Source organism: Colwellia demingiae (assembly GCF_007954275.1).
Taxonomy (GTDB): Bacteria; Pseudomonadota; Gammaproteobacteria; order Enterobacterales; family Alteromonadaceae; genus Colwellia; species Colwellia demingiae.
The window spans coordinates 425,976-441,439 of the sequence record NZ_VOLT01000005.1; the positions used below are offsets into that span (position 1 = coordinate 425,976).

13 protein-coding genes and 1 pseudogene are annotated in these 15,464 nt (G+C 40.6%); 1 reads left to right on the forward strand and 13 read right to left on the reverse strand.

The window, feature by feature from the left end; all coding sequences use genetic code 11:
• Positions 1 to 277: 277 nt before the first annotated feature.
• On the reverse strand, positions 278 to 1,792 hold the full coding sequence (locus ESZ36_RS12410; protein ID WP_146788311.1) for a DUF1254 domain-containing protein: 1,515 nt from the start codon (positions 1,790 to 1,792) through the stop codon (positions 278 to 280).
• A 413-nt stretch (positions 1,793 to 2,205) separates the two neighbouring features.
• On the opposite strand from ESZ36_RS12410, the gene ESZ36_RS12415 reads away from it, so the two are divergent.
• Positions 2,206 to 3,222, forward strand: coding sequence for an AraC family transcriptional regulator (locus tag ESZ36_RS12415; RefSeq protein WP_146788313.1), 1,017 nt, complete (start codon positions 2,206 to 2,208; stop codon positions 3,220 to 3,222).
• A 611-nt stretch (positions 3,223 to 3,833) separates the two neighbouring features.
• On the opposite strand, the gene ESZ36_RS12420 is transcribed toward ESZ36_RS12415, so the two are convergent.
• From ESZ36_RS12420 to ESZ36_RS22535, 12 genes and pseudogenes are all read right to left on the reverse strand, one after another.
• Positions 3,834 to 4,511 carry a hypothetical protein gene (locus ESZ36_RS12420; RefSeq protein WP_146788316.1) on the reverse strand — a complete coding sequence of 226 codons (678 nt, stop codon included), beginning with the start codon at positions 4,509 to 4,511 and terminating at the stop codon, positions 3,834 to 3,836.
• A 25-nt stretch (positions 4,512 to 4,536) separates the two neighbouring features.
• Positions 4,537 to 5,052, reverse strand: a complete 516-nt coding sequence (locus tag ESZ36_RS12425; RefSeq protein ID WP_425457386.1) for a MaoC family dehydratase — start codon at positions 5,050 to 5,052, stop codon at positions 4,537 to 4,539.
• A gap of 41 nt (positions 5,053 to 5,093) precedes the next feature.
• Positions 5,094 to 6,536 (reverse strand): coniferyl aldehyde dehydrogenase, encoded by a 1,443-nt coding sequence (locus ESZ36_RS12430; protein ID WP_146788318.1) that lies wholly within the window; start codon positions 6,534 to 6,536, stop codon positions 5,094 to 5,096.
• A 302-nt stretch (positions 6,537 to 6,838) separates the two neighbouring features.
• Positions 6,839 to 7,000, reverse strand: a complete 162-nt coding sequence (locus tag ESZ36_RS12435) for an acyl-CoA dehydrogenase C-terminal domain-containing protein (RefSeq protein ID WP_211357782.1) — start codon at positions 6,998 to 7,000, stop codon at positions 6,839 to 6,841.
• 161 nt (positions 7,001 to 7,161) lie between these two features.
• Entirely contained in the window at positions 7,162 to 8,340 is a 1,179-nt protein-coding gene (locus ESZ36_RS12440; RefSeq protein WP_146788324.1) for an acetyl-CoA C-acyltransferase, read from the reverse strand.
• A gap of 105 nt (positions 8,341 to 8,445) precedes the next feature.
• The gene (locus ESZ36_RS12445) at positions 8,446 to 10,560 is read right to left on the reverse strand and encodes a 3-hydroxyacyl-CoA dehydrogenase NAD-binding domain-containing protein (protein ID WP_146788326.1); all 2,115 of its coding nucleotides are present in this window, start codon (positions 10,558 to 10,560) and stop codon (positions 8,446 to 8,448) included.
• 122 nt (positions 10,561 to 10,682) lie between these two features.
• Positions 10,683 to 10,811 (reverse strand): acyl-CoA dehydrogenase C-terminal domain-containing protein, encoded by a 129-nt coding sequence (locus ESZ36_RS23135; protein WP_146788459.1) that lies wholly within the window; start codon positions 10,809 to 10,811, stop codon positions 10,683 to 10,685.
• A gap of 16 nt (positions 10,812 to 10,827) precedes the next feature.
• Positions 10,828 to 11,592 (reverse strand): SDR family oxidoreductase, encoded by a 765-nt coding sequence (locus ESZ36_RS12455; RefSeq protein WP_146788329.1) that lies wholly within the window; start codon positions 11,590 to 11,592, stop codon positions 10,828 to 10,830.
• Between the two features lie 58 nt (positions 11,593 to 11,650).
• Positions 11,651 to 12,625 (reverse strand): NADPH:quinone oxidoreductase family protein, encoded by a 975-nt coding sequence (locus tag ESZ36_RS12460; RefSeq protein ID WP_146788462.1) that lies wholly within the window; start codon positions 12,623 to 12,625, stop codon positions 11,651 to 11,653.
• A gap of 20 nt (positions 12,626 to 12,645) precedes the next feature.
• Positions 12,646 to 13,692, reverse strand: a complete 1,047-nt coding sequence (locus ESZ36_RS12465) for a phosphotransferase family protein (RefSeq protein WP_146788332.1) — start codon at positions 13,690 to 13,692, stop codon at positions 12,646 to 12,648.
• Positions 13,693 to 13,778: 86 nt separating this feature from the next.
• Complete coding sequence (locus ESZ36_RS12470) at positions 13,779 to 14,990, reverse strand: acyl-CoA dehydrogenase family protein (RefSeq protein WP_146788335.1); 1,212 nt, start codon at positions 14,988 to 14,990, stop codon at positions 13,779 to 13,781.
• A gap of 122 nt (positions 14,991 to 15,112) precedes the next feature.
• Positions 15,113 to 15,322, reverse strand: a pseudogene (locus tag ESZ36_RS22535) (histidine phosphatase family protein); the annotation flags it as partial.
• Positions 15,323 to 15,464 lie beyond the last annotated feature (142 nt).

A 15,464-nucleotide genomic window follows, 5' to 3' on the forward strand; every position in this document is an offset into this window, starting at 1 on the left:
TCAGCGATATAAATTTAAATTATAGGGTTTTAGGTTGAGTTTCAGACTTACCTATTTCACCTACGCTTCTTCAATAAAACCGCTCTATTGTGAGTTAACTCAGCGTGATGCTACTTCACTGATACATTCATAAATATTTATAAATAGAGCATCACCTAGAGGGAACTAACTAACTAACTAACTAACTAACTAACTAACTAACTAACTAACTAACTAACTAACTAAGTAATACTCTGCAGTCTACCTGCCGAGACTAAACGAAAAATATGATTAACAACTATTGTAGAGTTAACTTTGGCGGCGTCCAGGTTTGCTCAATGATTTCTTGGCCTGGTAGGTAGGCACGAAAGACCATGTAGAATTCACCTTTGGAGGTTGGCAGCCAGTTACTTCGTTCAGCTTTGTCAGACGGTTCATCATAACTAATATACAAAGAAACCCCACCGTCATCGTTATATACAAGCCCTTTAGTTCTATCGCCAATTGAGTATCTGTTTATTTTATTTGCTATCAAATTATTTGTATCATCATAAGCAGAAAGCGACCAAAAAGCACCTACCTTGGGCATTTGATCGGAAGTGAAATGCAGAACATAACGATATTCACCACTGGGCTTTTGGACGCCAGTTCGAGTAACATCATCATTGAGTAAGGAATAGCTAGCCTCTTCAATATCATTAGCAACGATTCCCGTTAATGACTGTAAGGCACTACGTACAAGGTATTTCCCTTCCATTCCTGCGTGCCCATAAATGGGGTCCAATACTGTCCAACCGTCGACACTCTTACTACCATAGTTTGTCTCTGTTGATTTCACTACATCGAGTAAACCCAAGGCGGCACCTTTGAGACGTCCTTTAATAAAGTCCTGACGTAACTCGCTTAAATCAATATCGCTACCAATTCCGACCTCTCGAAACTGCTCCATGTAGCCTTGCTCAGCTTCAGGAATACCGTTAAGTGTCATTGAGTAATTCATCATAGCCAAATAGTTTTCGGGGTTATATTTAATGAAATCCTCCAGAATAGCTTTTAAGCCCAAATCAGGGTCCGCAAACATCGCAGCATATTCTGGGAAAGCATTTTCCACGGGTACAAATGAAGGACGGACGTGCTCAGCCTTACCCCAGTCACTCAACGCCGTTAACTGGTATTGATCTTGTATTTTGTGCACGTTCGGGAGGTCAGCTTGACTCCGCACGACAGTTTGCCCTACTAATAAAGACCATTTAGTGGGAGCCTCCGCTAAATAGGTAACACCCTCTGGGAGAGTACCCTTCCAGCCAGAAGGAACAATTGCAAAATTACCACCGCCATTACCCGTTGCCCTCTTACTTATATATGCATAGTTGTCTGACGTAAATGAGGTAAATTGAAGCGCCCAGTATCGGTCATCATTTCCTAACACTGGCGCGGTAACGATTACAGGCTCTTTATCGACGTAAAGGTAAGCGAGTGAATAGACCGCGTCATTATTAGGGGCTCCTCCATCACGGTATTCTGCATCGGTTAGCTTTCTAACATGATAAAAATTATTTAAGGTATCCCTTGGTTTTTTTGAAATAATCCCCTTTTCTAAAGGCTGACCCCAATCATTAAGTAGCAAATAGTTGAATACATAAGGAAACCCGTAAAGTGCCCCTAGCTGGCTTTTTGATTTAGAGTAATTTTCTTGCCATGGGGAGGTCATCTCTACAATATTTTTCACTTTATCAGATAGCATTATCGCTACAGTTGCCCCTGAAGTGAGAACTATCATAGCGAGGATTGTTGATATTTTTTTTATTTTCATAGTAGTAAAAGTTCCAAGGTTTAAGTTAATTCATAGAAAAATATAAATCACTATGGGTCTATTCTTATCGGCACAAGCCAAAACGAAACCGACCGATCTTCGATTAATTAGGCCAATACATATATATGTCATCCTTAGATATTGGCTCGCCTCCTGTTTTATCGATGCGTATTGGCGCATGGACAACTCCAGGTCAAAGTGGTTCTGCTTGTTCACTATTATGAACTTCTAAAAGCGCCTGTAATTGTTATACCCTCTCAGGGTTTTGAAACACATGACACCCCAATACTTCGAAGAGTTATAGTATTGACTTGCGGATCCGACACTTACCATATTGCGCAAGACGAGCCAAATAACTTATACTATACGCATCGATCACGAAACGCCGCGATACAAACACAGAGTACCTAATCATGAAAAATAAAGTTTCCAGCCAAGTGCTAGAAGGAGCTGCAGAATTTATTAAATGCTATGGACAGGACCCGGATGATATTGCTAGATGCGTAGATCTAACTCCAGAATCTCTTCGTGTTACCAATGTAATGATTCCCGAAATCAAAGTGAATGAGCTTTTTGAAGAGGCATCTATAAGATGTAATGACCGATTCTTTGGGTTAAGGTTTGCTAAGGTCAAAAAAGTTAGCACTATGGGTATGATTTGGTCAATGATGAGAGGCGCCAAGACCATTGGCAAGTCAATGGAAATACTTTCTGCCAATATTGAGAAACATTCCCAAGCACTTTCTGTCTATCTATCTCCCGAAAAAAATGGTTTCTCAATTAATATTGAAGTAAGAAACCCAGAGACTGAAAATAGAAAAAACATTCACAAGTCGACAATTCAAGTAGTTGAGCATTCCCTCGCATTGTTGTGCAAAGATCTCCGTGAAGAAGCCGGCTCAAAATGGAATCCAAGCTACATTCAATTTCGACATAAAAAACCCAATCCTTGCTCACCATTATTTGATTTTTTCGGTGATAACATATTTTTCGATCAAGATGTTAACTCCATTCATCTGAGTAAAGAAGACTGGATAAAACTGCAGGGCACAATCTCACAGAACGAAAATAATCAAGAGAGTTACTCTTCTGACATTGATGTCGAGAGCGAGCTACCTATCATTTTAAGAGTAGACAGAGTCATTCGAGATCTTATGAATAAAGATGGTGTTACAGCAGCACTAATTGCCCATGAGCTAAATGTTACAGTACGTACAATGCAACACAGGCTAACGCAGCATAAAACCAGCTATCAGCAAATTTATGATCGCGTGCGCCTAGATCTTGCAAAGCAGTATCTCAAAAATTCACGCCTATCCTTAACGGAAATATCAGAACGACTACACTTTAAGATCCCGGCTCACTTTTCACGCTTTTTCTCGCAAAATACCGGTCACTCTCCCCGCGATCACAGAGGAGGTAACCACTAGAAATATCTCAATACTACGCGTAAAAAACAGTCTAGACCGGTGCGTGGTATAACAAGGGGTCAATCAATTAGGCGAAACGAGGAAGACACCGCCCAATCTATGAATGGCTATCCTGTACTAAAGAGCAATTTCCTGAATTAAGCATTACTCAACGAACCTAATAGATAATGGAACTACTGCTTCCTATTACCGAACCAACAAAATGTATTGTCTCACAAATACTCAACATTTCAGTCAGCACACTAGACCGACGCTTAAAAAACCAAAAATTTCCTTTAAATTAATACTGTTACAACTAAAAAAATGCTTGCTGTAGAGTATTTATTCACCTGCAACAAATCCGTATCAAAAACCAGTTATCTACTAGGCTATACATCCTTAGCCCCATTTTTTAAAGCATTTAAAAAATGGTTTGGACAAACATCCAACCAGTTTAAAACATCATTGATCGTTGCGTAGAATAAGGTAATTTCTGATAACGCATCCCCCAAATAACCTTATATAAGGTATTAATAAGAGGAAATGAGTACTTTAAAGTATAGGAGTTTATGTAATGAAACTCATCGCATTCAGCTGAAATTTAAAGCGTAATCTATTAAGACGATCTCTGGTTATTTATGGAGAGGATCATTACGCTCCGCTAAAATCTGTTTTATTGCATTATTTACTTGTTCTTGCATAAAAGCGTATTTTTTATGCAAGACATGGTACACCTGCTCCTCATACAATATGAAATATTTTACATTTTTAAAGTTATGCTGATAGTGCGTCTTTTGAGAGAGCACATAGGTGAAGTAATCGAATTTTTTGCTTTCAAAGAGCTCTTTAAAATTTCCCAAATCACTGATTTTATAAACTTGGGCGTGCCAATCATCGCTATAGGCGAAAACTTTTGAGCCAACTCCCATTAAAATTGTATTTTTAGGGTTTTGAAGTATATTAGGATTACAAGGTTTACTCACTCGACAAAACACAACAAAGCGAGCATTATCTATTGGTTGACTGACAGCTATTAAATTTTCATATTGCTTTATTCTAAATAATGGCTTTATAACATTGCCGTCTATGATTCCCTTGCTCGTTTGCATAAGGTCTCGCTCGATAGGCATAGCGACGAACTCTGTCGCTATGCCAAGATTTTTATAGGCCTGTCTAATGATTGGTATATGATATTGAATGACAGCCGGATGATAATTATAACCGAATATTAAATGTTTAGGCAGAGTCGTTTCAGCCACCAAGTATGGTGACAGTATTACACATGTTAATAAAATTATTGATTTAAACATACCTAAACTCCTCTTTGCTGCTCTTTTATTTTACCATCTGCATGGCGATACTTTCAGCTACAAGAGCTGGTTTTTTCTCATGCTCTGTTTCAATTTCTCCCGCTGTTTTTAGCATAAACTGCCCTTTCTTTTTTTCAATCACTTCAATCAATGTCGCGTGAGCGCGTATACGCTTACCAACCTTGACAGGGGAAATAAATCGCTGATTATCCATACCGTAGTTAACGCTCATATATGTCCCTTCGATCACCACACTAAAACTCTCGGTGAAGTGTGACAGCATCGACAGGGTCAAAAATCCGTGGGCTATTGTTGAACCAAAAGGTGTTTTGGCCGCTTTTTGTGGATCAACATGGATAAATTGTTGATCATGGGTGCAATCAGCAAAAGCATTGATCTGTTCTTGAGTGATGGTAAACCAAGATGTGGGTTCAGCTTTGATCCCCACCTCAGAATATAGATTATCAAGTGAAATGAATTTAATTTTTGTTACCCTAAATAGATAAGTGTTTTTTATTATTGAATATGGCAAAAATGCCAATCAAACCGTTATATAAATGACCATATAAAGGTCAACAGAGTCTAATATAACTTCCATTTTAAAATCGCTTTAGTTAGTTTTTCAAACTTTTCGCCGTAAGGTGGTGCAAGCGCTAAACCGGCTGATTTTTTTGCTTGTTTGAAAATAGGGCGAAGCTTTGAAAATTCGTTAAAGCCCTCTTGTCCGTGGTAATGCCCCATACCACTATTACCAATACCGCCAAAAGGCATGTCGTGTTGAGCAACATGTAGCATACTGTCGTTAATACATATACCACCAGAGAGAGTATTGTTAATGAATTCCTGCTGGATTTGGGTTTTATTACTGTATATATAAAGTGCTAAAGGGCGTTCATTTTTATTGATATAGCCAATGACTTCATCTAAATCATCATAGGGCTTAATCGGTAATAAAGGACCAAATATTTCATCTTGCATTATTAACATATCTTCGCTTGTATTAATAACAATGTATGGTGGTATTTTGCGTGTTTGTGTATTTAGCTCGCCAGTTTCACAAAGATTAACTGCTTTAGCTCCCTTATCGACAGCATCTTGTAACGTTGTTTGTAATCGATTAAATGCTTTATCATCAATAATTGAAGTGAAGTCTTTACTTTCAATTGAAGGGTAACGACGTTTAATAATGTCTTTAGCTAAGTCAACAAATTGGTCTACTTTACTTCGAGGAACAAATAAGTAATCAGGAGCAACACAAGTCTGTCCTGCATTTAAGTATTTAGCGAACAGAATTCGCTCTGCTGCCTCTTTTATATCGAAATCATCAGCGACTATTGCGGGAGATTTTCCGCCTAACTCTAAGGTAACTGGCGTAAGATGTTTTGCCGCACTCGTCATGACTTTTTTACCTACTTCAGGCGAGCCAGTAAAAACAATATGATCCCAAGCTTGAGCTGTAAACTCACTCGCACTAACACCTGGTATAATAGCAAAGACCTCATCATCAAAAACTTCAGCAATCAATTTTGATAATAAGTGACACAATGTTTGTGAATTACTCGCCATTTTAACAATACAACGGTTACCTGCGGCAATAGCACTAATACACGGACTTAGTGCTAAAAATAGAGGATAGTTCCAAGGGCTTATTACCCCAATGACACCTTTAGCTTGGGCGACAACGGTGTTTTTAGCACCGAAAAAAGCGATACCTACATGGCGTTTTTGTGGTTTCATCCACTGTTTTAACTTTTTACGGCTGTGTTTAATTCCGCCTAGCAAACCAAATATTTCTGATACTAAGGTTTCTTGAACTGCTCTATTGCCAAAGTCTTTATTAATCGCTTGGGCAATTGCATCTTGATTGTTCAATAGTATCTTTTCTAATTTGTTTAAACTTACCAAACGATTATCTAAGTTGATATAAGTGCAGTTTTGGGCTGCCTCTTTTTGCTTGGTAAATACCTGTTGAAAATAACTAGTTTCTTCGGTATTAACTGCAATATTCTCTAAAACACTATTCATAAAACTCACCTTAAATATATAAAGTGGTCAAGTAAAATTGGCCACAGTTTTGTAGTTGAACCTGTACCTTCGTTCTGACTCATTTGGACTTGATTCTGCGTTATGCCTCATGTTTATTTAGATAACATGGTCTATATCTACGCAATACTTCGAATAATCCACTTCGCCCATGCCATCATTAACATTGAGTTTTCCACTAAGTGGGTTGGCTGCATTTGCGAATAAATGCCATGAATAAAGACCTAATAACTAAGTAAAATAATTATTTAGCTAATTATTATCAATGAACTTTTGAGATATTATTATTTCTGCCCTAGAAAAAATTCCTCTACCTCAAGTGCCATCATCGAATAGGCACCGTTTACTACACAGGTAGCATGACCACTTGCTCTTGGCAGAATACGTTGAATATAGAAACGTGCAGTTTTAATTTTGGCTTGATAAAATGCTCTATATTCAGGCAAAGGATTCTCCAATATTTAATTCAGTTGTTTTCAGGTGGTCTAACTACTAGTTATTAACAAACCTTTAAACAGTTTTTTGATTTAATGTTTAGCGTGCTGACAATAACGGCAAACACGCTTAATTTAGCTCAAAACACTTAAAAAGATAGCTGTAACGAGTATTACAATACTTCGAATAAACCTGCAGCGCCCATACCACCACCAACACACATGGTAATAACCACATATTTAGCACCACGGCGTTTACCTTCAATCAAGGCGTGACCAGTCATTCGCGCACCACTCATGCCATATGGATGACCAATAGAGATAGCGCCACCGTTAACATTCAGTTTTTCCACCGGAATATTAAGTTTGTCAGCACAATAAAGTACTTGCACGGCAAAGGCTTCGTTAAGCTCAAATAAGCCGATATCGTCTACGGTTAAGCCATGTTGCTTTAATAACTTAGGTACCGCATAAATTGGCCCTATACCCATTTCATCTGGTTCACAACCCGCAACCGCCATACCCACATAACGGCCCAATGGTTGTAATCCACGTTGTTCAACAAGTTTTGCTTCCATTAATACTGACGCAGATGCACCATCTGATAATTGACTAGCATTACCTGCCGTGATCAGACCACCGTCAACTACGCTGCGAAGACCTTGTAAACTTTCAATGGTAGTTGCACGTACGCCTTCATCCATAGAAATCGTTACTTCTTCGTAACTGACTTCTTTGGTTTCTTTGTTCATTACCGCTTTAGTCGTGGTCATAGGAGCCAATTCAGCATTGTAGCGCCCTGCTTCATATGCAGCAGCGGTACGTTGTTGGCTTAACAAACCATATTCGTCTTGACGTTCACGGCTAATGTTATAACGGCTAGCGACGATTTCTGCGGTCTGTAACATTGGCATGTAAATGTTTTGGTGTTGAGCTACGAGTTTTTTATCTAACCCTTTATGCATATTTAAATGTTCATTTTGCACCAGTGATATTGACTCCATACCTGCACCAATTGCTATGTCCATACCGTCATGCATAATTTGTTTTGCCGCTGTCGCAATCGCCATCAAACCTGATGAGCATTGACGCTCAATTGTCATGCCACTCACTGAAGTTGGTAAACCACCAGCCAATGCTGCTAAACGACCTACATTCATGCCTGTAGTGCCTTGTTGCAAGCCACAACCCATAACAACATCTTCAACTTCAGCACCATCAATGCCCGCACGCGCTACTGCATGTTTAATGGCATGACCACCCAATGTTGGACCTTGAGTAATATTAAACCCGCCACGGTAAGCTTTACCTATTGGCGTACGTGCTGTTGATACTATTAGTGCTTCTCTCATTTTATAATTCCTCTATTTTCTAGCCATTTATATTGGCAGGGACATTTCATCAGCAGGAATATAACGACTATATTCACTGCCATGTCGATTAATTTGTTCTAGCGTTTAAACACTTATTTTGTATTGCCTAAACTTCTTGCCGCTCGCCACAAGTTGCTCTAATACCGGCGCAGGTTTAAACCACATTTCGCCATACTCGCCTAACTCACTGCGATATTTGTTGATGGCGTTTAATACTGACTCTAAGCCAATTTCATCGGCATATTGCATTGGACCACCGCGCCACCAAGGGAAGCCATAGCCATTGCCATAAATCAAATCACAATCGCTTGAACGATTAGCCTTGCCTTCTTCCAGAATTAACGCGCCTTCGTTGATCATCATAAAGACCATACGTTCAACAATTTCTTGATCGCTGATTTCACGACGTTCAATATCTAAATCAGCCGCAATTTGCGTGGCTAATTCAATGACTTCTGGATCTTCTTTTTGCTCGCGACCTTCATAGAGGTATAAGCCTCGAGCTGTTTTTTGACCATAACGACCAAGTTCAGCTAATTTGTCACCTAGCGCACAGTAACTCTTGTCATGTTCGATAAATTCACGACGGCTTTCACGCACAAAATAACCAACGTCAAGCCCTGCCATATCGCCCATTGCACATAAACCCATAGCAAAACCAAAACCATATAGTGCTTTGTCAATTTGTGTAGGTGTTGCACCTTCGAGCAATAAGCGCATGCCTTCACGACTGTAAGGCTCCAACATACGATTACCAACAAAACCAAAACAAACACCAACAATCACAGGCACTTTGCGAATAGCTTGTGCTAATTTGATACAGGTCACTAAGGCATCGTCAGCGGTTTTTTCACAACGAACAATTTCTAACAAACGCATTACGTTGGCAGGACTGAAGAAGTGCAAGCCTAAAACGTCTTGCGGACGGCTAGTCACTGCGGCAATTTCATCAATATTTAGTGTTGAAGTGTTCGAGGCTAAGATACAGCCAGTTTTACATACACGGTCTAACTCTTTAAATACCGCATGTTTCACTGCCATTTTTTCAAACACGGCTTCAATGACTAGGTCAACATCGCCTAAATCGTCGTAGCTGGTAGTACCTGATAATAAGCTCATCAAGTGTTCAACTTTTTCTGCGGTTAAGCGACCTTTCTTTGCACTGATTTCGTAGTTTTTACGAATAACCGCGATGCCTTTTCCTAAGGCTTCACCATTAAGATCGAGCATAACTACAGGGATACCAGCATTCATAAAGTTCATGGCAATGCCGCCCCCCATAGTACCAGAGCCAATAATAGCGACTTTTTTCACATCACGCGTTGGGGTTTTAGGATCTACGCCCGGTACTTTAGTCGCTGCACGTTCAGCAAAAAACAAATGCTGTTGAGCACGTGCTTGTGGTGTTGCCAAACATTCAGAAAACAATTGTTGTTCACGTTTTAAACCGTCGGCTAACGGTAATTCAAGCGCCGCTTCCACGCATTGTACAATGCGCTCAGGGGCATAAAAACCACGGCTTTTACGCGCGATAGATTGTCTAAATTCGATAAAAAAGTTTTCAGGTAAGTTACTGGTATCCACTTCAATGCTGTGACAATTACGCAGCTCTGCACCGTTATCGGCCAACTCAGCCGCGTACTCAACAGCGTCATCGATTAAGTTACCTTCGCTGATACGATCAATCAAACCCGCTTTATGCGCTTTAGCAACAGGAATAGGTGCGCCTGAAGTCATCATTTGTAATGCTAACTCAACCCCAGCAAGACGTGGCACACGTTGTGTCCCGCCACCGCCAGGTAGAATACCTAAGTTTACTTCTGGTAAACCCACTTTAGCTTTTGGCTCGGCAATGCGATAATGCGCGCCAAGTGTCAACTCGAGACCTCCGCCTAGCGCCATACCATTAATGGCGGCAACGATAGGTTTATCAAAAGTTTCCATTTTAGCAATAACACCCGGCAAATGTGGTTCAGCCATAGCTAATTTTGGGTTAGAAAATTCGCTGATATCTGCACCACCACAGAAAATTTTCTGTGCGGAAGCAATCACAACAGCTTTAACCGAATCGTCGGCCGCTGCGTTGTCTAAGCTATCAACAATGGCTGTGCGTAGCGGGTGACCCAAACCATTAACCGGTGGTGAGTTAAGGGTGATGATGGCGATATTATCGCGGACTTCATAATTAACTATGGACATAAGTTTTCCTGTTTATATTTTTAGACTGTAGAAGGGCTAGCGCGATTGTGCGTTAGCCCTGCTACTTATTAAATTATTTCTGGTTTAAAACCACTGTTCTTGCATATCAAAACAAACGGTATTTACGCTTTGTAAAATTTTTCTTGAGCTTCAATCTCTGGCAGTTCCCACTCAATATAGTGTTTCGCGGTTTGTATTTTTCCCTGATAGAAGTTCTTTTCATCATCGATTAAATCGGTGCTAAGAGCTATTTGTACTTAGAATTGACTAAATAGTTAAACCGCCATCAACGACAATGGTTTCACCATTAGTATAACTGCTGGCATTTGACGCTAAATACAACACAGCACCCGCCATTTCACTTGGCTCGGCATGACGACTCATAGGGATATTGGTCACGGCTTTTTGGTAGATTTCATCGTTAGTGAATAACGCACCGGCAAATTTCGTTTTAGTAAAACCTGGTAACAGTGCATTACATCGAATACCAAATGGCGCACATTCTTTAGCAAATGCTTTGGTCATATTGACGACAGCCGCTTTGGTAATTGAGTAGATGCCCTGCATTTCGCCCGGTTGAATGGCATTGACCGACGCGGTATTAACGATTGCACCGCCACCGTTTTCCCGCATGAGTTTACCTGCTTCAATCGACATGAAGAAATAACCACGAATGTTTACATCAACGGTTTTGTTAAACGCGCCTAAGTCCGTATCTAAGATATGACCAAAATAGGGATTGGCAGCGCCATTATTGACTAAAACATCTAACTTTCCATGAGCTTGTTTGATATGCGCAAACGCCGCGGTAATATCGTCCATACGGCCAACATTGCAGGCCAACGCTTCGGCACTGCCACCACTAGCATTAATAGCATCAGCTACCCCTTGGCAACCTTCAACTTTACGACTAGACACGATCACGTGAGCGCCATGCTCGGACAAACACTTGGCAATTTCTTCACCTATGCCACGGCTTGCTCCACTGACTAGTGCCACTTTTCCCGTTAGATCAAATAAGTTCTTATACATAATTAGTTTCCTACAAAAAGTTTTTTAATAAATAGTTTTTAGCTTAAAACGATTGACGCTATGGCTTAAGGATCACTTTGCCTTTGACATTGCGCGACAACACTTTGTTAATCGCATCAGCGGCATTGACTAATGGAAAGACTTCGTCGACTACGACTTTCACGTAGCCCTTAACGTACCAAGTTAGCAACTCGTGCATATTGGCAATAAAGTCTTTGGGTTGGTGTTGGGTAAAAGCCCCCCAAAATACACCAATTACACTAAACCCTTTTACCAGCGCCAAATTAACCGCGAATTTGGGAATAACCCCACAGGCAAAACCAACCACCAATAATCGACCGTTCCACGCCATATTGCGAGCGCAAGCACCAAAGGTTTCACCACCAACACATTCGTAAACGACGTCAACGCCTTTACCACCTGTGAGTTCTTTAAGCTGTGACTTTAAGTCAACGTCCTTGTAGTTAATTAATACATCTGCGCCATTGTCTTTGGCTACTTGCAATTTTTCTTCGGTAGAACACACCGCGATAACTTTTGCGCCCATGGCTTTGGCAATTTGCACGGCGGCTAATCCAGTGCCGCCAGCAGCACCTGTAACTAATACCGTTTCACCCGCTTTTACATTAGCCCGTTGTTTTAAGCCATAATGAGCGGTGGCATGAGCCGTAACTAAACCAGCTGCTTCTTCAAATGAAATTTGCTCTGGAATAGGAAATACGTTTGTCGCATCAACCACTACTTGCTCGGCAAAACCGTTTAACATAGACAAACCAATGACGCGTTGACCAATATTGAGATGAGATACACCTTGACCTAACTCACTAATGACGCCAGAGAATTCAGCACCTGGCACAAACGGCGTAGGTGGTTTCATTTGGTATAAACCTTGAATTAATAAACCATCTGGAAAATTAATCCCTGCCGCTTCAACCTTAACTAATACTTGACCTTTTTTTAGCGTCGGCACCGGCATATCTTTATATTCTAAGTTTTCTACTGGGCCAAATTCATTACATACAACCGCTTTCATATTTTTCTCGGTCATGGCTACTACCCTTCTTTAATTATTTGCAGTGCCATTTGGGCTAGTGGACCGACAAAATTACCTGCCGCTTCTGCTTGTTTACTTGAGGCGTTTCCTTGAGTAGCACGCTTGGCAACCCCTTGAGCAATAGCCGCTAAACGGAAGAAACAAAAGGCCAAATAAAACGGCCAATGATCTATTTTTTCTATACCGGTTAGCTGGCAATATAAATTGATAATTTCTTGTTCACTCGGGATCCCCAACGTTTCACGGTCAATACCCATCAAGCCTTTTGATGCTGGTGATTCAGGAGGCATACGCAGTTGCATACAGTGATAAGCTAAATCCGCATAAGGATGACCTAATGTGGACAGCTCCCAATCTAATATTGCAATAATCTCAGGTTTGTCAGGGTGAAACATCACGTTATCTAAGCGATAATCACCATGAGCAATGGATACCAAACCATCATCTGCTGGCATATTGGCTTGCAGCCATGTCATGAGTTGTTCCATGGCTTCAATTTTGTCAATTTCTGAGGCGCGGTACTGAATACTCCAACGTTTGATTTGACGCTGATAATAATTTCCCGGCTTGCCGTAATCTGTCAAACCTAACGCCTCTACATCTACGTTGTGCAATTTAGCCATGACGCAAATGATCTCTTGATGAATAGCAGCGCGTTCTTCATTTGGTTTTTCATTAGCGCTGGCTTCAGGTAACGCTGAATCCCAAAATATACGTCCGGGCAAAAATTCCATCAGGTAAAACATCGAACCAATGACGTCACAGTCTTCACATAAGTGAAAAACTTTAGCAACTGGCACGTCGGTTGCTGCTAATGCGCTTAATACACGATATTCACGATCAACCGCATGGGCAGATTTTAATAATTTACCCGGCGGTTGGCGGCGTAAAACGTACGTTCCTGACGCTGCAATGACCTTAAAGGTAGGGTTAGACTGACCACCAGAAAATTTTTCTAACTGAATGGGGCCCTTAAAACCCTCAACATAGCTTTCTAAATAGTGGGTTAATGCAGCAATGTCTAATTGTTCAACAGCACTAGTCATAGAATACTCCGATAGTTTAATACGAGAACAACTCACTTAAAATTGAGCTGAGTCGATTTAGTTAAGCCAGTCATTTTAGCCCTAAGTTAAGCCGTGTTTTTTTTAACCAAATCACGCCCTAACTGCATCATATGCACTTGATCAGGTCCATCGGCCAAACGCAATGTTCTTTGTGCCGCATACATATGCGCTAAAAATGTATCTTGGCTTACACCTACAGCGCCGTGACATTGAATAGCGCGATCAATCACATCTAACGCCATTGATGGCGCGACTATTTTTATCATCGCAATTAATTCTTTCGCAGCTTTATTCCCATCTGTATCCATTTTTTGAGCGGCTTTAAGCGTCATCAATCTGGCTTGCTCTATCTGACAAGCTGATTTAGCTATATCTTCACGAATAGACTGCTGTTTTATCATAGGTCGACCAAAGACAATACGCTCGTTCACCCGCTTGCACATTAGATTTAATGCACGCTGAGCTGCACCAACAGAACGCATACAATGATGAATTCGACCAGGGCCTAATCGGCCTTGAGCAATTTCAAACCCCTTACCTTCACCCACAATAATATTTCCAACCGGAACTCTTACATTATCGAAGATGATTTCTGAGTGCCCTTCAGGCGCATCGTCATAACCAAAAATTTTCATAGGTCTGGTGACTATGACCCCAGGCGTATTCATTGGCACTAACACTTGCGAATGTTGAATGTAACGATTGCTATTATCTGGGTCAGTTTTGCCCATTACGATTAAAATTTCACACTGCTTGCGACTTGCACCACTAATGTAAAATTTCTTTCCATTAATAACGTATTCATCGCCATCACGAACAATGCTAGTTTGAATATTAGTGGCATCAGACGATGCTACTTCAGGCTCTGTCATAGCAAAAGCAGAACGAATTTCCCCCGCTAAAAGCGGTTCTAACCAGCGTTTTTTCTGCGCGACGCTTCCGTATTTAGCTAGCACTTCCATATTGCCAGTATCAGGAGCAGCACAGTTAAATACTTCAGGCCCCCACAGAACTCCACCCATAATTTCAGCTAACGGCGCATATTCCAAATTAGTTAAACCTGGGCTATATTCGCCGTAAACAGGAGGTAAAAAAAAATTCCACAATCCTTGCTCTTTTGCTTTAGCTTTAAGTTCTTCCAGTAAGGGAGGCGTCGACCATTTGTCATCTTTCAGTTGCTCGTGCATTTTATTTTCATTTGGATAAACAAACTCATCCATAAAAGCTTGTACTCGTGCTCTGAGATCATTTACTTTTTCGCTGTATTCAAAATCCATTAGTCTCTCCTAAAAATAAGTAATATTTTGTTTGTCTTCTAAGCTATTTAAATGCGGTAGGCATTAAATTGACTCAGTTGAAAACCCGAAGCGTTAAAGTAACAACGACTCAGGGCCGTATTTCAGGTTTGCAGATTAAGTTGCACCATAGTTTGAGACGGTGCCTGTAAAATAATGGTTAACGCCATGGCAATCGTACCGCCTGAACTCTCCACTAAAACGCGTTCGCTAGCGTTAATATTCTGTAATTCATTAAGCATATCGATAATGCGTTGCTCAAACTCATGCCATTGTTCTTGTACATTGTTGGTAAGTTCGTCAGTGGCCCAACTATCTAATGATTGTTTTAATAGCCCAAAGTACTCGGCAGTTTTTGCTTGGTCGTTGTATCGGAAATTTCTGCAAAATGGCGTGTATTAACTGTTTAAAATAAAATTCAGTCCAACAATATAATCAGAGAGAACACCCTGACTA

Coding starts and splice junctions, on each gene's coding strand:
- ESZ36_RS12410 (WP_146788311.1), bottom strand. CDS start 1,792: ATGAAAATAAAAAAAATATCAACAATCCTCGCTATGATAGTTCTCACT.
- ESZ36_RS12415 (WP_146788313.1), top strand. CDS start 2,206: ATGAAAAATAAAGTTTCCAGCCAAGTGCTAGAAGGAGCTGCAGAATTT.
- ESZ36_RS12420 (WP_146788316.1), bottom strand. CDS start 4,511: ATGTTTAAATCAATAATTTTATTAACATGTGTAATACTGTCACCATAC.
- ESZ36_RS12430 (WP_146788318.1), bottom strand. CDS start 6,536: ATGAATAGTGTTTTAGAGAATATTGCAGTTAATACCGAAGAAACTAGT.
- ESZ36_RS12440 (WP_146788324.1), bottom strand. CDS start 8,340: ATGAGAGAAGCACTAATAGTATCAACAGCACGTACGCCAATAGGTAAA.
- ESZ36_RS12445 (WP_146788326.1), bottom strand. CDS start 10,560: ATGTCCATAGTTAATTATGAAGTCCGCGATAATATCGCCATCATCACC.
- ESZ36_RS12455 (WP_146788329.1), bottom strand. CDS start 11,592: ATGTATAAGAACTTATTTGATCTAACGGGAAAAGTGGCACTAGTCAGT.
- ESZ36_RS12460 (WP_146788462.1), bottom strand. CDS start 12,625: ATGAAAGCGGTTGTATGTAATGAATTTGGCCCAGTAGAAAACTTAGAA.
- ESZ36_RS12465 (WP_146788332.1), bottom strand. CDS start 13,692: ATGACTAGTGCTGTTGAACAATTAGACATTGCTGCATTAACCCACTAT.
- ESZ36_RS12470 (WP_146788335.1), bottom strand. CDS start 14,990: ATGGATTTTGAATACAGCGAAAAAGTAAATGATCTCAGAGCACGAGTA.